The sequence below is a fragment of the Bacillus sp. F2HM genome, assembly GCF_019266135.1.
Taxonomy (GTDB): Bacteria; Bacillota; Bacilli; order Bacillales; family Bacillaceae; genus Bacillus; species Bacillus safensis.
This window is the reverse complement of record NZ_LRMO01000007.1, coordinates 36,027-58,860: the sequence shown is the minus strand read 5'-3', so window position 1 is coordinate 58,860 and position 22,834 is coordinate 36,027. Positions and strand designations below refer to the sequence as shown.

Annotated in this window: 16 protein-coding genes; 13 read left to right on the top strand and 3 right to left on the bottom strand. The window is 43.5% G+C overall.

The features are described from left to right. The first annotated feature begins 165 nt into the window (after window positions 1–165). From AWT60_RS04810 to AWT60_RS04755, 12 genes are all read left to right on the top strand, one after another. Window positions 166–1,050, top strand: a complete 885-nt coding sequence (locus tag AWT60_RS04810) for an alpha/beta hydrolase (protein WP_218676979.1) — start codon at window positions 166–168, stop codon at window positions 1,048–1,050. 4 nt (window positions 1,051–1,054) lie between these two features. Continuing rightward, complete coding sequence (locus tag AWT60_RS04805) at window positions 1,055–1,840, top strand: 2,3-dihydro-2,3-dihydroxybenzoate dehydrogenase (RefSeq protein WP_041105831.1); 786 nt, start codon at window positions 1,055–1,057, stop codon at window positions 1,838–1,840. A 26-nt stretch (window positions 1,841–1,866) separates the two neighbouring features. After that, window positions 1,867–3,045, top strand: a complete 1,179-nt coding sequence (gene dhbC / locus AWT60_RS04800; RefSeq protein ID WP_218676978.1) for an isochorismate synthase DhbC — start codon at window positions 1,867–1,869, stop codon at window positions 3,043–3,045. Window positions 3,046–3,072: 27 nt separating this feature from the next. Continuing rightward, window positions 3,073–4,692 carry a (2,3-dihydroxybenzoyl)adenylate synthase gene (locus AWT60_RS04795; RefSeq protein WP_218676977.1) on the top strand — a complete coding sequence of 540 codons (1,620 nt, stop codon included), beginning with the start codon at window positions 3,073–3,075 and terminating at the stop codon, window positions 4,690–4,692. Between the two features lie 18 nt (window positions 4,693–4,710). Further along, window positions 4,711–5,619, top strand: coding sequence for an isochorismatase family protein (locus AWT60_RS04790; protein ID WP_218676976.1), 909 nt, complete (start codon window positions 4,711–4,713; stop codon window positions 5,617–5,619). Window positions 5,620–5,634: 15 nt separating this feature from the next. Next, complete coding sequence (locus tag AWT60_RS04785) at window positions 5,635–12,783, top strand: amino acid adenylation domain-containing protein (protein ID WP_218676975.1); 7,149 nt, start codon at window positions 5,635–5,637, stop codon at window positions 12,781–12,783. Window positions 12,784–12,803: 20 nt separating this feature from the next. Next, on the top strand, window positions 12,804–13,031 hold the full coding sequence (locus AWT60_RS04780) for an MbtH family protein (RefSeq protein WP_025093680.1): 228 nt from the start codon (window positions 12,804–12,806) through the stop codon (window positions 13,029–13,031). A gap of 123 nt (window positions 13,032–13,154) precedes the next feature. Continuing rightward, the gene (locus AWT60_RS04775; protein ID WP_076840618.1) at window positions 13,155–14,774 is read left to right on the top strand and encodes a helix-turn-helix domain-containing protein; all 1,620 of its coding nucleotides are present in this window, start codon (window positions 13,155–13,157) and stop codon (window positions 14,772–14,774) included. A gap of 98 nt (window positions 14,775–14,872) precedes the next feature. Beyond that, the gene (locus AWT60_RS04770; protein ID WP_218676974.1) at window positions 14,873–15,838 is read left to right on the top strand and encodes an iron-hydroxamate ABC transporter substrate-binding protein; all 966 of its coding nucleotides are present in this window, start codon (window positions 14,873–14,875) and stop codon (window positions 15,836–15,838) included. A 94-nt stretch (window positions 15,839–15,932) separates the two neighbouring features. Then, window positions 15,933–16,667: an alpha/beta hydrolase gene (locus AWT60_RS04765; protein ID WP_218676973.1), complete on the top strand. Its 735-nt coding sequence runs from the start codon at window positions 15,933–15,935 to the stop codon at window positions 16,665–16,667. A 72-nt stretch (window positions 16,668–16,739) separates the two neighbouring features. After that, complete coding sequence (locus AWT60_RS04760; protein WP_064498621.1) at window positions 16,740–16,886, top strand: YycC family protein; 147 nt, start codon at window positions 16,740–16,742, stop codon at window positions 16,884–16,886. A gap of 22 nt (window positions 16,887–16,908) precedes the next feature. Next, a complete protein-coding gene (locus tag AWT60_RS04755; RefSeq protein ID WP_076840620.1) occupies window positions 16,909–18,123 on the top strand; it encodes a CynX/NimT family MFS transporter in 1,215 nt (404 codons plus the stop codon). A gap of 39 nt (window positions 18,124–18,162) precedes the next feature. Here the strand turns inward: AWT60_RS04755 and rplI are convergent, their stop codons facing one another. Genes rplI through AWT60_RS04740 form a run of 3 tightly spaced genes read right to left on the bottom strand, consistent with a single transcriptional unit; the run spans window position 18,163 to window position 21,557 of the window. After that, complete coding sequence (gene rplI / locus AWT60_RS04750) at window positions 18,163–18,612, bottom strand: 50S ribosomal protein L9 (protein ID WP_008359128.1); 450 nt, start codon at window positions 18,610–18,612, stop codon at window positions 18,163–18,165. Continuing rightward, window positions 18,609–20,588, bottom strand: a complete 1,980-nt coding sequence (locus AWT60_RS04745) for a DHH family phosphoesterase (protein WP_024427639.1) — start codon at window positions 20,586–20,588, stop codon at window positions 18,609–18,611. Before AWT60_RS04745 ends, rplI begins: the two co-directional genes overlap by 4 nt. 30 nt (window positions 20,589–20,618) lie before the next feature. Then, the gene (locus AWT60_RS04740; RefSeq protein WP_218676972.1) at window positions 20,619–21,557 is read right to left on the bottom strand and encodes a YybS family protein; all 939 of its coding nucleotides are present in this window, start codon (window positions 21,555–21,557) and stop codon (window positions 20,619–20,621) included. 303 nt (window positions 21,558–21,860) lie between these two features. Here AWT60_RS04740 and AWT60_RS04735 point away from each other — a divergent pair, with 303 nt between their 5' ends. Continuing rightward, window positions 21,861–22,787, top strand: coding sequence for a manganese-dependent inorganic pyrophosphatase (locus tag AWT60_RS04735; protein ID WP_024424048.1), 927 nt, complete (start codon window positions 21,861–21,863; stop codon window positions 22,785–22,787). Window positions 22,788–22,834 lie beyond the last annotated feature (47 nt).

Below are 22,834 nucleotides of genomic sequence, written 5' to 3'. Positions count from 1 at the left end.
TTGACTTCATAATTGATAACCATTATCATTTGATTTGCTTGCGTGATAATTGAGAATCATTTTCATTTGAGGAGACCATTCTTCAATCTCTACATTCATCCTATATCCGCAAGCCTGCTTTTATCATCGTATGAGAGTCAATTTGAGGAAGGGGATTTTTTACACATGTCCAAACGCCCTGAAGGAATGGGTACTGAGAATTCTCTTTTCGGAGAAAGCCGTCCTTTTTTTATACCCGGGACGGAGCAACTGGATACCACAGCACACCCATACAGACTTTTTATATTTAAACCGAATACTACTCCTCCAGCGGCTGGTTTTCCAGTCATGTACGTGCTTGATGGAAATTCACTTTTTGGCACAATGGTCGAAGCACTTCGTTTACAGTCAAGAAGGCCTGAAAAAACAGGTGTTGTACCTGCCATCATTGTTGGAATTGGCTATCAGACAGAAGCGCCCTATCATCCGCTCAGGCATTATGATCTCACTCTTACCGGCCCTGACGCTTCCATTGGTGGCAAAAGAAAGGACTTCTCCAACCATACATATGGCGGGGCCTCTGCGTTCTTTTCTTTTTTAGAAAAGATTGTAAAGCCTTATATCGAGCAGCGCTTTCCGATCAACCAGAGTCGTCAAACACTGTTTGGACACTCTCTTGGCGGTCTTTTTGTATTACACACACTATTTGAGCACCCTGATGCTTATCAGACATATATTGCGGGCAGTCCTTCTATCCACTGGAACAAAGAATTATTTCTAGAAAAAGAACACCAATTCACCAATCATATACATCAGGTGCCTATGGATGTCAGGCTGCTTGTAGGTGTAGGTGAGTTAGAAAAACATCATCCATGTCAAATGAATGATCATGCAAATTCACTAGCAAATCGTATGCTGCCTTTATCCGCATATGGTTTGCATACGTCCTATCATGAATTCCCTGAAGAAGGACATACGTCCGTTTTACCGGTGCTGATGAATGACGCTTTTCGTTTTGCACTCTATCATCATGATCCTTTCACAACCACAGACATGAAGGAAAGGCAGTGAACACATGAAACACAATGGTCTATCTCAAAAAATTGCCCTGATCACAGGCGCAGGACAAGGTATTGGACAAGCAGTCGCAAAAAGACTAGCCGAGGAAGGTGCGATTATTGCAGCAGTTGACGCAAATGAAGAGCAGCTGCAAAGCACCGTCCAGCAAATGAGGGATGAAGGGATACGTGCCTTTGCCTATCCTGGTGACATCACCGATCAAACTTCTGTTCAGCACATTGTTGATCAAATTGAAAAGCAGCTTGGCCCTATTTATTTACTGGTCAATGTAGCAGGCATTCTTCGAATCAGTTCTATTGACCAGCTTAGTGCAGATGACTGGCAACAAACTTTCGCAGTCAACACACATGGTGTCTTTTACGTATCTCAAGCTGTCTCCAAATACATGATGAAAAGATCAGATGGGGTCATTGTGACCGTCAGCTCTAACGCTGGTGCCATTCCTAGAATGAATATGGCTGCCTATGCTGCTTCAAAAGCAGCAGCTACTTCATTTACAAAAACGCTTGGTTTAGAGCTGGCTGCTTATGGAATCAGATGCAATGTCGTCTCTCCCGGCTCTACCGCAACACCCATGCAATGGGCTTTATGGTCTGATGAACAAGGAGAAAATCAGGTAATTAAAGGCTCATTAGAGACGTATAAAACCGGTATTCCTTTACAAAAAATCGCTGATCCTCAAAACATTGCTGATGCAGTCATTTTCTTTGCATCTGAGCAATCCAGTCATATTACGATGCAGAACCTCACGATTGATGGCGGGGCAACACTCGGAATCTAGCATTTCATTTAAAAGGAGGCCTTTTCATGAAACATTCATTATTGTCGTCAGAAGAAAAAATACAGTTGCTTCAAGACTATCAGCCAGGCGCTTTTTTTCTTGCTTCACCTAAACGCACAATACTTGCCGAAGGGATTTTCCAGCATATTGAAACCAATCAGCTAAATGAACTATCCACAAGGGTAGCGCATGTATTTGACGATGCCAAACAAGCTGGTATCCAAACACCGATTGTGGCTGGTGCTGTCCCATTTGATCCGGCGCAGCCCGTTCGTTTAAATGTACCAGTCCATGTACAGTTTAGTGATCCACTCGAATTTCAACAAGGTGATGAGGAGTCAGAAGCGGCATCGCCATCCTATGAGGTGACACCTGTCCCCTCTCCAGAGGTCTACATGAATGGTGTGAACGAAGGATTAGCTAAAATTGAGAACGGAGAGCTTAGCAAAATCGTACTCTCTCGATCTCTCCATCTTAAAGCAAATCGAGATATTCATACGAAAACAATACTCGAACGACTGGCTCGTCATAATACGACTGGCTATACGTTTGCTGCAAATATAGCTGACCCGAAGGCTTCCCAAAAGCGCACACTTCTTGGGGCAAGCCCTGAACTGCTTCTTTCAAAAACTGGTTCATCTGTGATTTCTAATCCACTCGCTGGTTCTCGGCCGCGCAGTTCAGATCCAATAGAAGACCAGCGCCGCCGTGATGAACTCCTTACTTCAGCGAAGGATTTACACGAGCACGCAGTGGTTGTCGAAGCTGTCACTAAAGCGCTTACTCCATACTGTCATACACTAGATGTGCCTGCATCACCATCCGTCATACAAACAGAAACGATGTGGCATTTATCTACTGTGGTCAAAGGTGAATTAATAGATTCCAATGTGTCCTCAATTGATTTGGCTCTTAGCCTTCATCCAACACCCGCAGTATGCGGAACACCTACAGCAGATGCACGTGAAGCCATTCAAGCGATTGAACCCTTCGATCGAGGATTTTTCACAGGAATGATCGGTTGGGCAGATACAAATGGTGATGGTGATTGGATTGTCACCATTCGTTGTGCAGAAGCTGAGGGTCACTCCCTGCGTCTCTTTGCTGGTGCAGGAGTGGTCAAAGGATCAAAGGCAGAAGAAGAGCTAGCTGAAACATCTGCAAAATTCAACACGATGCTTCATGCGATGGGCATCCATCAGTGATAAAAATAAATAGGAGATGACAAAAACATGTTTGTTCAACCACCTACATGGCCAGAAGATTTTGCAAAACGCTACCGTGAAAACGGCTGTTGGCGTGGGGAAACCTTTGGCGGTATGCTTCGTGAACGAGCCGCATCGCTAGGAAATAAAACAGCCATTACATACGCTGATACGCACATAAGCTACCAAGAACTTGATCAGCGTGTCAGCAGTCTTGCCGCCGGTTTTCATCAGCTTGGAATTCAAAAGGGAAGTCGAGTTGTCGTACAGCTTCCTAACATTCCTGCTTTTCTTGAAGTCATTTTCGCTTTATTTCGAATCGGTGCTTTACCCGTCTTCTCTCTGCCATCTCATAGAAGCAGTGAAATCACTTATTTTATTGAGTTTGCCGAAGCAGATGCATATGTCATACCAGATATTGATGGCGGCTTTGATTATCGATCACTCGCACGTCAAGTGAAAGAAAAGCTTCCCTCATTACCTCATGTCATTGTTGCAGGGGAAGCTGAGGAATTCCTTGGCTTGGATGATCTGCGCAAGGACCCAGCACTCGATCCTCAAATTCATGTAGAGGCAAGCGATATAGCGTTTCTTCAGTTATCTGGAGGCAGCACAGGCCTTTCAAAGCTCATTCCTCGTACACATGATGACTATATTTATAGTCTTTGGAAAAGCAATGAGGTGTGCGAGCTCACACAAGATAGTGTGTATCTAGCTGCACTTCCAGTTGCGCACAACTATCCATTAAGCTCGCCTGGCGTCCTTGGGACGTTATACGCAGGCGGTAGAGTCGTTCTTGCACCTGGATCAAGCCCTGATGTCGTCTTTCCACTCATTGAAAAAGAACGGGCGACCATTACCGCTGTCGTTCCACCTATCGCATTGATTTGGCTAGAGGCCGCTCCTCATCGATCAGATGACTTATCGAGTCTTGAGGTCTTACAAGTCGGTGGTGCTAAATTCAGTGCTGAGGCAGCAAAACGAGTGATGCCTGCCCTTGGATGTAAGTTACAGCAAGTTTTTGGCATGGCAGAAGGTCTGGTCAACTATACCAGATTAGATGATCCTGAACATATCATAATTCATACACAAGGACGCCCGATGTCTGAATATGATGAGGTACTAGTGGTTGATGATGAGGACAAGCCCGTCCCGCATGAAGTAGCTGGACATCTTTTAACAAGAGGACCTTATACGATTCGCGGCTACTATAAAGCCGATGAACAAAACAAAAAAGCATTTACACCCGATGGCTTTTACAGAACAGGTGACATCGTGCGATTAACCAAAGAAGGAAATGTTGTTGTAGAAGGCAGAGACAAGGATCAAATCAATCGTGGCGGCGAAAAGGTTGCCGCTGAAGAAGTGGAAAACCATTTACTTGCGCATGCTGACATTCATGATGCCGCCATGGTATCCATGCCGGATCCATTTCTTGGCGAACGCTCATGTGCCTTTGTTATCGCGAAAGGAAACAACAAACCAGCACCGCACGTCTTAAAATCATTTCTAAGAGAACGCGGGCTCGCAGCCTATAAAATTCCTGACCGCATTGAATGGATCAATGCGTTCCCACAAACAGGTGTAGGCAAAGTCAGTAAAAAAGTATTAAGAGAACTAGCTGCAACCCATACTGCCAACGTATAAAAAAGAGGAGTGAAAACCATGGCAATCCCTACTATTCCTGCATATCCAATGCCAAGCACACAAGATTTACCCGAAAATAAAGTGAACTGGATACCAGATCCGAAACGTGCTGTTCTGCTGATACATGACATGCAGCAATATTTTTTAAATGCATTTCAACAAGATTCATCACCGATCACAGAGTTAGTTCAGCATATTGAACAATTACGTGACACATGCAATGAACTTGGCATTCCAGTCGTCTATACAGCTCAGCCTGGTGACCAAGACCCGAAGGATCGTGCCTTATTAACAGATTTTTGGGGACCTGGACTTGGTGATGATGAAGCATTGACAAAAATCATTGATCAGCTTGCTCCATCTGAAGCAGATACAATGCTGACAAAATGGCGTTATAGCGCATTCAAGAAATCTAATTTTTTGGATATCCTTCAAGAAGGCGGGCGTGATCAACTGATCATTACTGGCGTATATGCACATATTGGCTGTATGCTGACAGCCGCAGAAGCATTCATGCTCGATATTGAAACCTTTTTTGTCGCCGATGCCGTCGCTGACTTTTCACTGAAACATCACAAAATGGCCATGACCTATGCAGCTGAACGCTGTGCAGTCACCACAACGACAAACCAAATCATCCGTCGTTTAACAGGACAAGAAGCAAACAGTGATGATTTATCCTTTGAGGCCATCGTTCACCAAGTAGCTGAGTATCTCCAAATCGAGCCAAATGAAATACCACTTGATGAGAATCTCGTCTACCTTGGGCTTGATTCTATTAGAATGATGAGCCTAGCGGAAAAGTGGAGGCAGCAAGGAGCGACAGTTAATTTCGTTGAGCTTGCCGCAAATCCAACGCTCGCTCATTGGCGGACTCTTCTTTTCCCAGAAAAACAGCCATCTATCCCAAATATCGATTACTTGTAAAGGAGGTATAGACCCTTGTCGATCCAGTCAGTCGATTCATTCCCACTAACCGGTGCCCAATCAGGCATTTGGTACGCGCAGCAGCTTGATCCAGCTAATCCTATTTTCAATACAGCTGAGTATATAGATATTAAAGGTCCAATTGATCCCATACATTTTGAAGCCGCCATTAGAAAGACTGTCTTAGAAGCAGATTCCTTGTATATGCGCTTCGTTGAGGATACTGACGGTCCAAAGCAATGGTTGATATCTAAGAAAGAGATTCCATTTCAATATATCAATTTACAAAATGAAAAACAGCCGCTTGATGCGGCTAAAGCATGGATGAAGGCAGATCTTTCAACACCAGTCTCTTTAGAGAAAGATGTATTATTCCGTGAAGTACTTTTTCAGCTTGCTGACGACCGATTTATCTGGTATCAGCGCATTCATCACATTGCCATTGATGGATTCGCCTTTTCGCTCATTGCACGTCGTGTTGCTGAGGTCTATTCAGCCCTATCGCAAGGATCACCTGTGCCTCCTCAAACATTTGGAGCCTTACATAACGTAGTCCAAGAGGAGACCACTTATCGACAGTCCAATCGATATGAAGCTGATCGAACGTTTTGGAAAAATCGCTTTGCTGATCAACCTGAAATTGTCAGCCTTGCTGAGCTTGCCCCAAGAACGTCGGATCATTTTATCCGAAAAACGGCTGGCTACGATGCCGAAAAGGTAAGCAAAATGAAAAAAAATTCTCAAGCCTTCGGTGGTACGTGGCATGAAATGATCCTTGCAGCATCCGCTTTATATATGCATCGTATGACTGGTGCACATGATATTGTTTTAGGATTACCAGTTATGATGCGCCTTGGATCGTGCGCCTTACAAACACCAGGAATGGTCATGAACCTGGTACCGCTTCGTTTAACATGCAAACCAGAAATGACACTCTCAGCACTTGTTCGCCAAGTATCTGATGAACTAAAAGCCATTCGCCCTCATCAAAGATATCGTCACGAGGACATGCGGAGAGACTTTAAACTCATCGGAAGAAATCAGCGATTATTTGGCCCACAGATCAATATCATGCCATTTGATTATGATCTCATGTTCGATCAGAGCGTTGGTCAAGCACATAACCTTTCAGCAGGACCCGTAGATGATATATCGATTAACATATACGACCGCGCGGATGGGAACGGATTTCAAATCGACTTTGATGCAAACCCTGCCGTTTACAAAGAGCAAGCAGTTGACGCTCATCAGCAGCGTTTTCTTCAATTGCTGGAGGAAATAACCGGACTAGAGCAAGATCAGACGATCAGTCAATTCAACCTTCTTTTGTCTGAAGAGAAAGAGAACATCCTCAAGCACTGGAATGATACAAAACGAGAATTACCAGAGGAATCTTTACGGGAACTATTTGAAAAACAGGTAAGCAAAACACCACAAGCAAAAGCATTACAGTTTGAAGGAATTACTTTGACCTATGAGGAGTTGAATAAGCGGGCTAATCAATTAGCTCATTATTTGAAAAAACATGACATTGGACCAGAACAATTTGTCGCAATTGCTCTGCCTCGGTCCATCAATATGGTCGTAAGTCTATTAGCCGTCGTCAAAACGGGAGCCGCATATCTGCCACTAGACCCTGATTATCCTAACGATCGTGTCGCCTATATGCTAGAAGATGCCAAACCAGCGTGCTTGCTCACAGTCAAAGAGACAGCAGACGGTTTGGACCATCCGCACATCGTTCAGCTGGATGATGCAACTGTTCATCAGGAGATAGCAGACAGTCCGCACCTCAATCCGACTTGGAGCGAGGGCTCTCCACATCACCCGGCTTACATCCTCTACACATCAGGATCGACAGGCAAACCAAAGGGTGTTGTTGTAACAAAACGAAATGTGATCAACTTTATATTGTCTATGCAAGATTCATTTTTATTAGATCAAGAAGACCAGCTTTTAGCGGTAACGACCATTGCCTTTGATATTTCTGGGCTGGAAATGTTCCTACCTCTTTTACATGGTGCTGCTATTTTATTGGCAAAAAAAGAAACCATACAAGAACCAGCAAAGCTTTCAGACATGATTCGTTCTCATCATGTCACAATCATGCAGGCAACGCCAACGTTGTGGCATGCGCTAGCAGATGAGTACCCTGATGTGATCACAGGTATGCGTGTTCTTGTTGGAGGTGAAGCACTCCCTGCGTCCCTTTTGCACACATTGCAATCTCTTCAATGTGACATTACTAATTTGTACGGACCTACAGAAACGACGATCTGGTCTACGATGGAAAATGTCACAGCACACCGGGAGAATAGCGGGCCGGCAATTGGTAAACCCATTTGGAATACGAGCATTTACATTTTAGATGAAGGACTAAACCCAGTCCCAGCAGAATCAATCGGTGAGCTTTATATTGCAGGTGAAGGAGTATCCAGAGGATATCTTGGACGATATGATTTAACGGCTGAACGTTTTGTTGCTGATCCATTCGGCACAAAAGGCACACGAATGTATCGTACTGGTGATTTAGCCAGATGGCGTGAAGATGGTTCGATTGATTATATCAGCCGTGCTGATCATCAAATTAAAATCCGCGGCTTCCGTATTGAACTAGGTGAAATCGAAACCGTAATGATGCAGCACCAATCCATTAAGCATACATCTGTTATCGTTCGTGAGGATCAACCTGGGCAGCAGATGCTTTGTGCGTATGTTGTGCTGACAGATGGCTCTTCTCTGCACCCTTCAGAGCTCAGGCAGTTTGCGGCTGCATTACTTCCTGATTACATGGTGCCTTCTGCTGTTGTCGTTTTGCCAGAACTTCCACTTACACCAAACGGCAAAATCGACCGCAAAGCATTACCAGCACCAAATATGTCTTTAGTCAGTTCTGAGCGTACACCTAGAACACCACAAGAAGACATGTTATGTAGTTTATTTGCAGAAACCCTGGGTCTATCTCAAATCGGCATAGATGATAGTTTCTTTGACTTAGGAGGACATTCCTTACTCGCCGCTCGTCTGCTTCGACGTATACGCGATACACTTGGTGCAGACCTAAGCATGAGTATCATTTTTGAATCTCCTCGGGTTGCTGAGCTTGCGCAGCACATTGACAAAGCGAAGGACATTCGGCCGCCGCTTCAGGTAGAAGACAAGCCAGATGAGATTCCGTTATCCTTTGCCCAGAAACGGCTCTGGTTCCTTCATTGCCTTGAAGGGCCAAGTCCAACTTACAATATTCCACTTGTCATTCAACTGACAGGTACACTAGATCAAACAGCTCTCATTGGTGCTTTAGCAGATATCACTGAAAAACATGAAACCCTTAGAACCATTTTTCCAAATAAGAACGGCATGCCAAGACAGGTCATTTTACACCCCAAAAGTGTTCAGCCTGAACTCCATGTCACAGCTTCAAGCGATCAACAAATTGAGAATCAGTTAAACGAAGCCATTCGCTATAGCTTTCAGATTGAAGAAGAACCTGCACTTCGAGCTGAATTATTCACGCTTGATGCAAAGCGATCCGTACTGCTTCTATTGCTGCATCACATTGCTGGTGACGGCTGGTCACTTGCACCACTGACGCGAGACTTAGCTGCTGCTTACGAAGCCCGTATACAAGGAAAATCCATCTCCTTGCCAGCGGAACCTGTTCAATATGCTGACTATGCTATTTGGCAGCAGAAGCTGTTGGGCAGTGAAGAAGAGACGGATAGTCTATTTGCCAAGCAGCTCAGCTATTGGAAAGGCGCCTTACATGACCTGCCTGAAGAACTTGAGCTTCCCTATGACTTCCCGCGTCCACAGGAAGGAAGCTTCAACGGTGCTACGATAGATTTTACGATTGAACCCGCTTTACATCAGAACCTCCTTGAGCTTGCAAAGCAGTATCAGGTGAGTTTGTTCATGGTGCTTCAAGCATCACTTGCAGCATTACTGACACGCCTTGGGGCCGGTACAGATATCCCAATTGGCAGTCCAATTGCTGGACGGAATGACGATGCACTTGACGACATTGTGGGATTGTTTGTGAACACACTAGTATTACGTACAAATACAGCTGGTAATCCAACCTTTAGTGAGCTATTGAAGCGAGTGCGAGACGTTGACTTAGCAGCGTATGAGCATCAGGATCTGCCATTTGAACGTCTAGTCGAAATCCTAAATCCAACCCGGTCCAGATCACGAAATCCATTGTTCCAAGTCATGCTTGCCTTCCAAAATACACCGAAGGCAGAAATGAAGCTGACACAACTTGACTCAGATCTTTACGTGAAACCAGTAGGGTCAGCTAAATTTGATTTGACCATCGAATTGACAGAACAAAGAACGGAAACTGGATCAGCAGCAGGATTAACAGGTTTGTTTGAATTCAGTACAGATGTATTTAAAGAAAGCACCATTCGAGCAATCGCTGACAGAATGAAGCGCTTTTTAACTGAAGTGACTGAGCGCCCACACGTGCCAATTGGTCAAGTGAACATTTTATCAGATAAAGAGCGGCAAACATTTCTCCCTGACAAAAAGACTTTTGCTCAGTTAGACCAAGCACATAGTCTCCCGGCCTTATTTGAAAAAACGGCGGAGCAATACCCTGATCGAGTCGCAGTAACGGATGGCAAGAGGCAGCTGACCTATGAAGAGTTAAACAACAAAGCCAATCGTCTTGCTCATTTATTAATAGAAAAAGGCGTTGGACCAGAACAGTTCGTTGCACTTGCCCTGCCTAGATCAATCGATATGCTCGTAAGTTTATTAGCCGTTCATAAAGCAGGCGCAGCCTATGTTCCGCTTGATCCTGATTATCCAGCAGACAGGCTGGCATACATGATACAAGATGCCAAACCAGTTTGCAGCATCACAACAAAAGCAGATGCAGTGCACCTCCCTGCTGATTGCGATTTGATTTTGTTAGACGAAAAGGAAACGAGCGATCAATTGCTGACTATGCCAAATCACAATCCGGCTGATATAGACAGAATTGAGCCGCTATCTTCTCTGCATCCGGCCTATATTATTTATACATCCGGTTCTACAGGGAAACCAAAAGGAGTGGTCATCCCACACCAAAATGTCATCCGTCTTCTGACATCTACTGAACATTGGTTCCAATTTGATGAAGAAGATGTTTGGACAATGTTCCATTCATATGCCTTTGACTTTTCAGTATGGGAAATTTGGGGACCACTTTTATATGGCGGCCGACTTGTCATTGTACCTCATACCATCTCTCGCTCTCCAGAAGAGATGCTGCAGCTTCTAGTTGAGGAAGGCGTGACTGTACTTAATCAAACACCTTCTGCCTTCTATCAGCTTATGCAGATAGACAAGGAACAACAAACACTTGGTCAAGCATTATCACTCCGCTATGTCATCTTTGGCGGTGAAGCATTAGAGCTTAGCAGATTAGAAGATTGGTACAGCCGTCACTCAGACTGTAAGCCAAAGCTCATTAACATGTACGGCATCACAGAAACTACCGTACACGTTACGTACAATGAACTCAATCGAGACATGATCACAAAGAACTCCAGCAGTTTAATAGGCGAACCGATTCCTGATTTACACGTTTACGTTCTAGATGAATACCTGCAGCCTGTTCCCCCTGGGACGACAGGTGAAATGTATGTAGCTGGAGCTGGCCTTGCAAGAGGTTATCTAGGCAGACCTGACCTGACATCAGATCGATTCCCTGCCGATCCTTATGGCGCACCTGGCACAAGGATGTATCGCACAGGCGACCTTGCGCGCTGGACAGAAGAAGGGGCTCTTGATTACATTGGCAGAGCTGATCATCAAATTAAAATACGCGGCTTCCGCATTGAACTTGGAGAAATCGAAGCCGTTCTGGCACGCCACGATACAGTTGCACAAGTTGCCGTCATGATGCGAGAGGATCAGCCTGGCGACAAACGTTTAGTCGCATATATCGTCCCAACTGAAGAAAACCGTTTCGATACAGAGACCCTTCGTCATTTTGCAGCAGCCAGTCTTCCTGATTACATGGTGCCCGCGGCATATGTACAAATTGACACCATGCCGCTTACAGCAAACGGGAAGCTTGATCAAAAATCACTGCCGGCCCCTCAATTGCATGTACAGCAAACGGATGGCCGCGGCCCTAGAAACCCGAAAGAGGAAATCCTATGTCATCTCTTTGAAGAGGTGCTTGATTTGCCTAAAATCAGCATAGACGATCGCTTTTTTGACATTGGCGGGCATTCCTTACTTGCGGTTCGTTTAATCAGCCGCATTCGTGATGCACTTGGTGTCAAACTAAGCATCGGAACATTGTTTGAAGCACCAAATGTAGCAAGTTTGGCAGAAAAACTAGAAACAGGAAGCGATGAAAACGCACTAGACATCTTGCTGCCGCTGCGAACAAATGGAGAAAGATATCCTCTCTTCTGTGTTCATCCAGCAGGTGGTTTGAGCTGGTGCTATGCAGGTCTCTTGAATACATTAGAAAAAGACATCCCTATTTATGGATTACAGGCTCGAGGAATCGCAAGAAAAGATGACTACCCGCACACACTAGATGATATGGCTGCGGATTACATCAAGCACATCCAAACGATTCAGCCAAAAGGTCCTTATCATCTTCTTGGCTGGTCACTAGGCGGAAACGTTGTTCAGGCAATGGCTACACAGCTCCAGCAGCAAGGTGAAGAAATCGCACTCGTTGCGATGCTGGATGCCTATCCAAACCATTTCTTACCGATTAAAGCAGCACCTGATGAAGAAGAAGCACTAATCGCTCTTCTTGCGCTCGGCGGTTATGATCCAGATACCTTAACAGGTGAACCGCTCACAATGAAAAGTGCCATCGACATCTTGAAAAAAGATGGCAGTGCACTAGCTAGCTTAAATGAAGATGCCATTAGAAATCTAAAAGAAACCTATGTGAATTCAGTTCGATTGCTCGGAGAATATCAGCCAAAAACTTATCAGGGGGACATATTATTCTTTAGATCTACCATTATCCCAGATTGGTTTACACCAATTGATCCCGAAGCATGGGCACCTTATATCAACGGAACTATTGAACAGCACGACATTCATTGCCGGCACAAAGACATGTGCCAGCCTAAACCCCTAGCAGAAATTGGTGTCATCTTAGACAACGCACTGCATCGGGTCAAACAAAAGCACTAAGAATAAAGGAGAGATGACAAATGACAAATCCCTTTGATCGTGAAGACGGTGTATTTCTTGTGCTTGTCAATGAACAAGGACAGCATTCACTTTGGCCATCATTTGCACCAGTGCCAGATGGATGGGAAAAGGTCTTTGGTGAAGACACTAGAAATGCCTGCATCGATTATATCCAGACACACTGGCAGGACTTGCGGCCATTAAGCTTAACAAAAGAACCTGCGCTAGCTCATGGAAAAACGGAATAAATCACCGCACCCTGATCTCCATCAGGGTGCTTTTTTGACAGAATAAACATCACCATCTTTCAGCTCTTTCTGCTACAATTTAATTGAGAATGTTTATCAATCAATAAGAGATCAGGTGGTTTTATGGGAAACAACAATCAATTACGTACATTGGCAAATGCCGAACAATTCATCTACCGATTAACATATACTGAAAAAATAAATAATGCAGAGCTTCCACATACGGAGCAGCAGCTATCAGATACATTCTGCCTCCTCTTCAGCATAAGCGGCAGCGGTTTACTCACATTGAACGATCAAAAATGGCGATTGAAACATCTGACACTCTATACGATCATGCCTGGGGAAACATTTATGTTGAAAACAGAGCCTTATCAAAAACACGAGCTCTATCTGTTTCGCTTTCAGCTCTACACGCTGCAAAATCAAAACATAGGAGAAGTATCAACGGCACATGCCCGTTCTTTACTGAATAAATGGCAATTTATCGATATTAGCTCGATTGAACATATTCATTCTTTATTGTCCGATATGACAGAGGAATGGCAAAAACCTGAATCCATTAGCTTTTTTAGAAGCCAAACTCTTTTCCAGCAGCTTATTATGCAGCTTTTCACACTGCATAAAGAAGATATTTGTGACACGGCACATGCCCTTTTCAAAACAAAACAATATATCGATCAACATTCCGAAGAACCCCTCAGCCTGACAAGTCTATCTCATATGGCTGGCATCAGCGCCAATCATTACAGTGAGCTATTTAAAAAGCATTTTGATGTGAGTGTCACTGATTATATCACCAAGAAAAGGATGGCTAGAGCCAAACAATTAATGGCAAAAGGCAACGCAAAGCTCAAAGACATTGCACTTGAAATCGGCTATCAAGATCCGTATTACTTCAGCCGCATCTTTAAGAAAAAAACGGGCATGACCCCTTCTACTTATATGAAAAGCCGTCAGCGGAAAATTGCAGCCTATGGCCATTCCATACTCGGCCAGCTCACACCCATTCATATCATCCCATATGCTGCCCCTCTTCACCCTAAATGGACAGCACATGATTTTGAGCATCATGCAGAAGAAATTCCGATTCACCTGAGTGCACATCGGATCAACGAGCACGCTGAAGCCAATTTACAGCTATTAAAGGAAACAAAACCTGAGCTGATCATTGCCAATGATCATGTGACAGAGGAAGAAAAACAAGTGTTAAAAACCATCTGTCCTGTTCACTTTGTTCCATTCACACAATTGGATTGGCGCACTCAATTCAGACAAACAGCTATGTTCCTAAACGAAGCGAAGGAAGCAGAAGAATGGCTGATTCATTACGAGGAACTCGTCAATCAAGCGAAAAAGGCATGCCTTTTTGATCCAAAAACCGTCCTGCCTCTTCGTATTTTTCAAGATCAGCTCTACTTGTCTGTAAATCGCACCATGTCCGAAGTGATTTTTCAAGACATTGGCCTTCTGCCAGCTTTTCAGAATGACGGTCAGCTAATAGAAAAAAAAATCAGCATTCGCTCTATACAACAGCTAGATCCAGACGCCATCTTCCTCTTCCTGCATAAGGAGCCAAAAACCATTGCTTTTTATCAAAAGTTAAAGCAGCAGGAGGCTTGGCAAAATCTCAAAGCTGTGACGCAGCAAGCCGTCTATCCGCTCACTTCTGACCCTTGGCGTGAATACACAGCAGCCAGTCATCAACGAGTCATTCAGGACCTTTTATCTTTTTTTCCGTAAAAAGTCCATCCTTTGACAGAGATTTGTCTATGGATAAAAGGACGAAAGCCTAATACAATCTTTAATTGAGAACAATTATCAGTTAAAGGAGAAAACAAATGAAAAAATGGTTCGCATTGCTTATCCTTTGTATCATGACGATCACCGCAGCAGCCTGTGGTGCTGCAGAAAATAAACCTGCTTCAAACACAGCCAAAAGCAAGTCAGCTGAAACAACAGAAACAAATATCAACTACTTAGATCAAACGTACAAACTCAAAACACCAGTGAAACGAATTGTCATTGCTGGAAGCCTTGAATCAATGGAAGATGCAAAATTACTTGGTATCGAGCCTATTGGTGCTTCTACTGTAGGCGGCACATTCCCTGAATTATTTAAAGACATTACAGCGAAAACAGAAGGCATCGGTGAAAAAACAGAACCGAACCTAGAGAAAATCTTAAAACTAAAGCCAGATGTGATACTCGGATCAACCAAGTTCCCGCCTGCAACAATTAAAAAACTAGATAAAGTCCAAACAACAATCCCAGTATCCCATGTCTCTTCTGACTGGGAAAGCAATCTATTATTACTCGGTGAACTGACTGGAAAAAATAAAGAAGCGAAAAACATCATTTCAGATTATCAGAAAGACCTCAAACAAGCGAAAGAAACCCTGAAAGACAAAAGCAGCAACAAAACAGCTGTCATTTTGCGCATTAGACAGGGCGACCTGTACGTATATCCAGAAGACGTATACTTCAACTCTACCTTATATGGGGATTTAGGATTTACAGTACCAAGTGATATCAAAAAAGCCAAAGCACAAGCATTGATTTCATTGGAGCGCCTAGGCGAACTCAATCCTGACTATATTTTTGTTCAGTTCTCTAAAGAGGAAAACTCATCGAATCCAAATGCATTGAAAGACTTAGAGAAAAATAAAATTTGGACAAGCCTAAAAGCTGTGAAAAATGGGCACATCAATGAAAATGTCGTTGATCCTATGCTTCAAGGAGGAACAGCACTAAGCAAAACAACCTTCCTTGATAAGGCCGTCAAATGGTTAGATCAAAACAACTAAAAAGATGCGTGATCAGATTTTTGACAAAGGGCTAAATTGTTTAGCCCTTTGTCTTCTTTTCAACGTAGTTGAAAACCTTTAGGAGAGGATACACATGAACGGAACGTTTCTATATGACGAGTTTAATGGGCGCCAGCTTGATATTTACCTTCCGCAGGACACCTCTATTGATGTTCCAGCTGTCTTTGTACAAGATGGCTCTTCTTTGTTTAGAACTCGCCTGCTAGAGATCGAAAGAATGATCGAAACCAAAACCATCGCGCCAATCATCATCGTCGGCATACACCCCTTCAATCGACTTGACGAATATACGCCATGGAAGGCGTCATCACTGCGATCTGGGTTCCCTGACTTTAAAGGCGAGGCACAGACGTATGTGTCATTTTTAGCGAATGACTTGCTCCCATATATCAAAAGAGAATATCCAGTTCAAGAAACCTGTCATGAACATAGCCACGTAGGTGCTTCATTAGGCGGGCTGTTTGCTATTTATACTTTATTCATGCACCCTGATCTTTTTAAAAACATCGCATCGATCTCCGGGTCATTTTGGTATCAAGATTTTCTATCGTTTGCTAAACAACAAAGCATTCAGTGTGTGGATCACCTTGTCTATTTGTCTGTAGGCAGTGAAGAAGGGAAAGGAAAAACATCTGCTCAACAGCACATGCCTTTATTCAACAAACAACTACATGATCTTTTATTACAGAAAGGGATGCAAGAAAGGCAGCTGCAATATCACATCGAACAAGGGGAGGGCCATCATCAGAAACAATTTCAAAAAAATTTCTTATCGGCCCTAAAGTGGTTTTATCAAAGAGAACGCTAATTTTTTATCAGCATGGCACAAAGCCGATATGATATATTGGAACGTATAGATTGAAAGAGGAGGGATTTGCGCTTGAGACCTTTACAAATCTCAGCCGATACCGCACAAAAGCTAGCTGCATCACTCAATGTACCGTTAGAACAAATCATGCATATGCCGCAGCATATCTTATTAGCTAAATTAGCGGAGCTTGAACAGAAGAAAGATCGTTCTTCTTAAAGAAATAAAGGAGTTTACATTCATGGAACAACAACTAGAAAAATCAACATTACATCCTCGCAGTACAGGACAAACCATCCTGCTGATTGCTGGGATTTTGCTCATTGCATTTAATCTTCGGCCTGCCATTACATCCGTTGGCCCTGTGATCGGCGCGATTCGTTCCGATTTACAGCTTTCAAATGGACTGGCGGGTTTTCTCACGACATTACCACTGCTCTCATTCGCATTGCTTTCTCCAATTGCACCTAAAATCGGAAAACGACTGGGCAATGAACGAACCCTCTGGCTTGGACTTGCCGTCCTTCTCTTTGGGATTGTGATTCGCTCGTTTGGCACCATCACCTTCTTAATGATTGGAACGGCGCTAGTCGGTGTTGGAATTGCGATTTGTAATGTGCTCTTACCGGGGCTTGTGAAGCATAAATTTCCTGCACATGCAGGTTTGATGACAAGTGTATATACGACTTCAATGTCCGTTTTCGCTGCACTTGCATCAGGTGTCAGTGTTCCGCTCAGTCATACGATGCCTGGCGGCTGGAATACATCATTCCTTGTATGGGCTGGACTTGCCCTTCTCGCCATGATGGTTTGGGCGCCGCAGCTTCTTCATCAGAATACAGCGGCCGTCAAAAGTATTTCTCTTACAGAGCAGCCAATATGGCGTTCACGTGTTGCATGGCAGGTGACCTTTTTTATGGGTTTGCAGTCATTCCTTTTCTATAGCAGCATCGCATGGTTTCCTGATATTTTAACATCACATGGAATGAACCTGTCGACAGCTGGCTGGATGCTGTCCATTATGCAGTTTGTTGGGCTGCCATCCACCTTCTTAACGCCCGTTTTTGCAGAAAAATTAAAAACGCAAAGACCGCTTGTCGCCGGCCTTGTCCTTGTGTATTTACTTGGCATGATTGGACTTCTTCTCGGAGGATCGACGCCAATCCTTGTCATCTCTGTTCTTTTGATCGGCATTGGACAAGGGGCCAGTATCAGTCTTGCCCTCACATTCATCGGATTACGAACAACCAATATGGAACAAGCAGCTGCCCTCTCTGGAATGGCGCAGTCTCTCGGTTATTTATTAGCTGCTGTTGGGCCGTTCATGATTGGAATCCTATTTGATTCCACACATACATGGACACCAGCGATTATCATCTTTATCATCATCCTATTTTTCATGTTTTTATCCGGTATGCGTGCCGGACGCAGCGTCTATATTTCAGATCCTTCATAAAAAAGAACCCGTCTCCTCGTGAGACGGGTTCTTTTCTGCTTATGCCTGCTCTGTCACATGTACCTTTAACGTTGCTTGTACCTCTGGATGAAGCTTTACCGGTACATTTGTATAACCTAACGCACGGATGGCGTCATTCAGCTCGATTTTGCGCTTATCGAGTTTAATTTGATGATCTTTTTGCAATTTATCAGCGATTTGTTTGCTTGTAATTGAGCCAAACAAACGGCCGCCTTCACCTGATTTTGCAGTGAGTTCCACTGTTAACGCCTCAAGTGTTTCTTTTAATTGTTTTGCTTGTTCAAGCTCTTGGATGGCATTCTTTTTCTCTTTGTTTTTCTGCCCTTCCAATGCGCTTAGGTTCGTTGGAGTTGCTTCAACAGCTAACCCTTGTTTGATGAGAAAGTTGTGAGCGTATCCGTCAGCTACATTCTTGACTTCGCCTTTTTTCCCTTTGCCTTTTACGTCTTTTAGAAAGATGACTTTCATCTTTGAACCCCTCCTTCGAAATATTCGTCTATGGCAGCCTTTAACTTCCCTACCGCTTCTTCAATGGTTATACCATAAATCTGGGTAGCAGCGTTAGTCAAATGACCGCCGCCGTCTAATGCTTCCATAATAATTTGAACGTTGATATCCCCTAATGATCTGGCACTAATACATACTGTGTCGTCATCTCGTCTAGCGACCGCAAATGACGCTTCTACCTCACTCATTGACAACAGGGAATCAGCCGTCTGGGCAATTGTAATTTGATCATAATACTCCGACCTGTCAGATGGCAATGAAGCGATAGCCACCTGATTTTGATACAGCTCTGTATGCTGAATAAGTTTTGCTCGTTTGATGTAATGATCGACTGTTTCTTTTAAGAACTTTTGCACAAGGACAGGATCTGCTCCCTTTGCACGAAGATAGGATGCTGCATCGAACGTTCTTGACCCCGTTCTCAGAGAGAAACTCTTCGTATCAACAATGATCCCAGCCAGAAGCGCAGTCGCCTCAATCATGTTAATCCGCAATTTCTTCGGCTGATACTCTAAAAGCTCTGTCACAAGCTCTGCTGTAGATGAAGCATACGGCTCCATATAAACAAGTAAAGGATCACGGATAAATTCCTCGCCGCGTCTATGATGGTCAATGACCACGACATTTTCAATCTTATTCAGCAGTCGTTCCTCCATGACGAGAGAAGGTTTATGCGTATCCACGACCACAAGCAATGTGTCATCCTTTGCAAGCTCCATTGCTTCCTCTGGTGTGATAAAACGTGACCAAAGCTCTTCATAATTCTTAATTTCACTAATTAAGCGTTGAACACTGTCGCCAATCTGGTTGGCATCAATGACAATATAACCTTCTTTTCCATTGGCCTGGGCAACCTTTAAAATCCCAATGGATGCACCGATTGAGTCCATGTCTGGGAACTTATGCCCCATGATCATGACATTACCGCTTTCAGATACAATTTCTTTTAAAGCATGAGAAATGACCCGTGCGCGTACGCGTGTCCGTTTCTCCATTGGATTCGTTTTTCCACCGTAGAATTTCACTTTTCCATTCGGCTGTTTAATGGCGACCTGATCCCCGCCTCGTCCGAGGGCAAGGTCAAGACTCGACTGCGCAAGTGCTCCAAGCTCTTTCAAAGAAGGAACGGACGCACCGATCCCGATACTCAGAGTGAGCGTCGCACTATGTGCCCCTGTTTTCTCACGGACCTCGTCTAAAATAGAGAATTTCGACGCTTCAAGCTCAGCTAAAATACTCTCATTTAGAACCGCCATAAATCGTTCAGACGAAATTCTCTTCAGGAAAATACCGTATTCTTGTGCCCAATTGTTGAGCAGAGACGTCACTTCACTATTAATCGCGCTGCGCACTTGATCATCAAGGCCCTGCGTGACATCGTCGTAGTTGTCTAAAAAGATATAAGATAACACCGTTCGTTCATTTTCGTACTGTCGTTCAATCTGCACCTGTTCCGTGACATCAAAGAAATATAAAAGGCGCTCTGACCGTTTAATAATGACTTTGAATTTCCGGTCATTCAGCGTCACATTTTCGGTCTCGACCTCTTGTTTAATAAGAGGCACAATGGACTCGAATGTATCGTACAAGGATCTGCCGACAAGTGTGCTTTCATGAAAGCATGAAGCGAGAAACGGATTCGTCCATTCGATATAATACTGGTCATTAAACAGCATAATACCAATAGGCATCTCCATTAATGCTTCTTCTCCAACCTTTTTGACTCGATAGGATAATGTTGAAATATATGAATCAATCTCTTTCTGTACTTGCGTATCTGCCCACTTTAAGAAGTAGAGCACACCTGCAAGGACGAAAAGACCAACTGCTCCTATGATCCAATTAAAATAAAGGTTGAGGAGGACTGTGACCACCGCAAGAACAATTAACGCGAAGATCGGATACTTGATGACAGGTTTTCTATAGAAGCTTGGCACTGATATCAACTCCTCAACATTCAGAGTGAATTATTTGTTTTTTACTTTTTCTCTTAAATCAAAGCCTATGTCAGCAATCCCTATAATTCGCACAATCACACCGATCGGCGGAAAGAAAACCGTTAGCACAACAGCGAAAATGGGTACCGCTTTTGAGATGTTTTTTTCGTGGCAATAATAGAAGAGAAAAGAAAATCCCTGAATAAGCACCAGTATAAATAAAATTTGAAACGCACTCGTTTGAACGAGCCATAAAAAGCTGCCTTTTTCCGTCTGAATCAGCATCAAAAGCAATGTGAGTAAATAATACCATACCATGCTTTTTGGCAGCCGCATATCCTTAAATTTCTTCAAGGACGGCATGTCTTTGACAAACCGTTTGATCAGAGGCTGCACGAACCAGTGATTCACGAAAGCCATCAGGGTGACCAATATCAATAACGCTACAGGTAAAGCACTTAATGCCGTATCCTGCATCTCTTTAAACTGTTTGAGCTGTTTGGCTATGTCCTTTTCAGAAGCCCCGGATTGCTTTAAAACACTCTCTACCATCGGCATCATTTGCTCAATCGACTCTTTCGCCATATTCATGATATCGATTTGAAAGAGCTGAACACTGATAACAAAAGAGATGAGAATACTGAACAAATAAATCAGCGCACCTGTAATGATGGCATTTCCAGGCTGCCTTCTGCTGTAGAAAACACCCATGCCTAATCCGACGGCAATTAAGATAGGTGCACTCATGAGCCCAGCCATAGACCCAATTAAAAAGCTGATCACTATGCCAATAGCGCCAGCAGCAATTCCTTTTTTCAAGCCGTGTCTGATTGTATAGAGGATGATCGGAATCGGAGCAGCTAGAAAGAAAATAATAGATAATAGCGGCACATACAAATAAAACAGCATCATGACCGCAAAAATACTCATCATGATTGCGCCCTCTACTAACGCTTTTGTTTGTTTCACACCTTCACCTCTATCCAATCCTTTTGTCTATATCTTGCTCAATGTGTCCTTCTATGTATACGTATGATGTAAGCTCCATCATGTCTTGCCCCAACCTTTATTTTACCATAGCGGTAAATCTCAAGTAAAATGCAGGCTGTCCTGGGAGCGTTTCACGTGGAACGCCGATATGGAATCGCACATGCAAGTTTTCAAACAGCATGTTACAATTTTTTAGATTATTCTTAGCTATAAACCCTGAATTCAAGGTCAAAAGCTGTTAGAATAGAAACATCATCAATAAATGTAAGAAGGAGAATTCACATGGGAAAAACACTCGTATTCGGACACAAAAATCCTGACACAGACACGATTTGCTCTGCTATTGCTTACGCTGATCTGAAAAACAAAATCGGCGTTCAGGCAGAAGCCGTCAGACTTGGAGAAATCAATGGAGAAACACAATACGCATTAGATTTCTTTAAACAAGAAGCACCACGTTTCATTGAAACGGCTGCAAACGAAACAAAGCAAGTCATTCTTGTCGATCATAACGAATTCCAGCAAAGTGTAAGCGACATTGATCAAGTACAAGTTACTGAGGTCATTGACCACCACCGTATTGCCAACTTTGAAACAAGTGAACCTCTTTACTATCGTGCTGAGCCTGTAGGCTGTACAGCAACGATCTTAAACAAAATGTATAAAGAAAACCAAGTGACAATTGAAAAAGAAATCGCTGGTTTGCTTTTATCTGCGATCATTTCTGATTCCTTACTATTCAAATCCCCAACATGCACACAGCAAGATATTGATGCTGCGCATGAGCTTGCAAAAATCGCAGGGGTAGATCCAGAAGTTTACGGCCTAGACATGCTGAAAGCAGGCGCTGATCTAAGCCAAAAAACGGTTCAAGAATTAATTACACTTGATGCGAAAGAATTCGCACTAGGCAAAAGCAAAGTCGAAATTGCACAAGTCAATACAGTAGATATCGCTGAAGTGACAGCAAGACAGGCTGACATTGAAGCGAAAATCAATGAAGTCATTGCAGCAAAAGGTCTTGATCTATTTGTTTTAGTCATCACAGATATTTTAGAAAATGACTCCCTTGCTCTTGCACTCGGTGCAGAAGCAGCAAAAGTAGAAAAAGCATTTAACGTCACACTTGAAAACAACACAGCTTTACTAAAAGGTGTTGTATCAAGAAAGAAACAAGTCGTACCTGCACTGACAGACGCACTTTCTTAATAAAACACGACAAGACTGCTGAATTGTTCAGCAGTCTTTTTTGTCTG

Bases quoted from the DNA above. Each gene is read 5' to 3' on its own strand.
- dhbC (WP_218676978.1), top strand. From the start codon at position 1,867: ATGAAACATTCATTATTGTCGTCAGAAGAAAAAATACAGTTGCTTCAA.
- rplI (WP_008359128.1), bottom strand. From the start codon at position 18,612: ATGAAAGTCATCTTTCTAAAAGACGTAAAAGGCAAAGGGAAAAAAGGC.
- AWT60_RS04790 (WP_218676976.1), top strand. From the start codon at position 4,711: ATGGCAATCCCTACTATTCCTGCATATCCAATGCCAAGCACACAAGAT.
- AWT60_RS04755 (WP_076840620.1), top strand. From the start codon at position 16,909: ATGGAACAACAACTAGAAAAATCAACATTACATCCTCGCAGTACAGGA.
- AWT60_RS04775 (WP_076840618.1), top strand. From the start codon at position 13,155: ATGGGAAACAACAATCAATTACGTACATTGGCAAATGCCGAACAATTC.
- AWT60_RS04765 (WP_218676973.1), top strand. From the start codon at position 15,933: ATGAACGGAACGTTTCTATATGACGAGTTTAATGGGCGCCAGCTTGAT.
- AWT60_RS04795 (WP_218676977.1), top strand. From the start codon at position 3,073: ATGTTTGTTCAACCACCTACATGGCCAGAAGATTTTGCAAAACGCTAC.
- AWT60_RS04735 (WP_024424048.1), top strand. From the start codon at position 21,861: ATGGGAAAAACACTCGTATTCGGACACAAAAATCCTGACACAGACACG.
- AWT60_RS04805 (WP_041105831.1), top strand. From the start codon at position 1,055: ATGAAACACAATGGTCTATCTCAAAAAATTGCCCTGATCACAGGCGCA.
- AWT60_RS04810 (WP_218676979.1), top strand. From the start codon at position 166: ATGTCCAAACGCCCTGAAGGAATGGGTACTGAGAATTCTCTTTTCGGA.
- AWT60_RS04780 (WP_025093680.1), top strand. From the start codon at position 12,804: ATGACAAATCCCTTTGATCGTGAAGACGGTGTATTTCTTGTGCTTGTC.
- AWT60_RS04770 (WP_218676974.1), top strand. From the start codon at position 14,873: ATGAAAAAATGGTTCGCATTGCTTATCCTTTGTATCATGACGATCACC.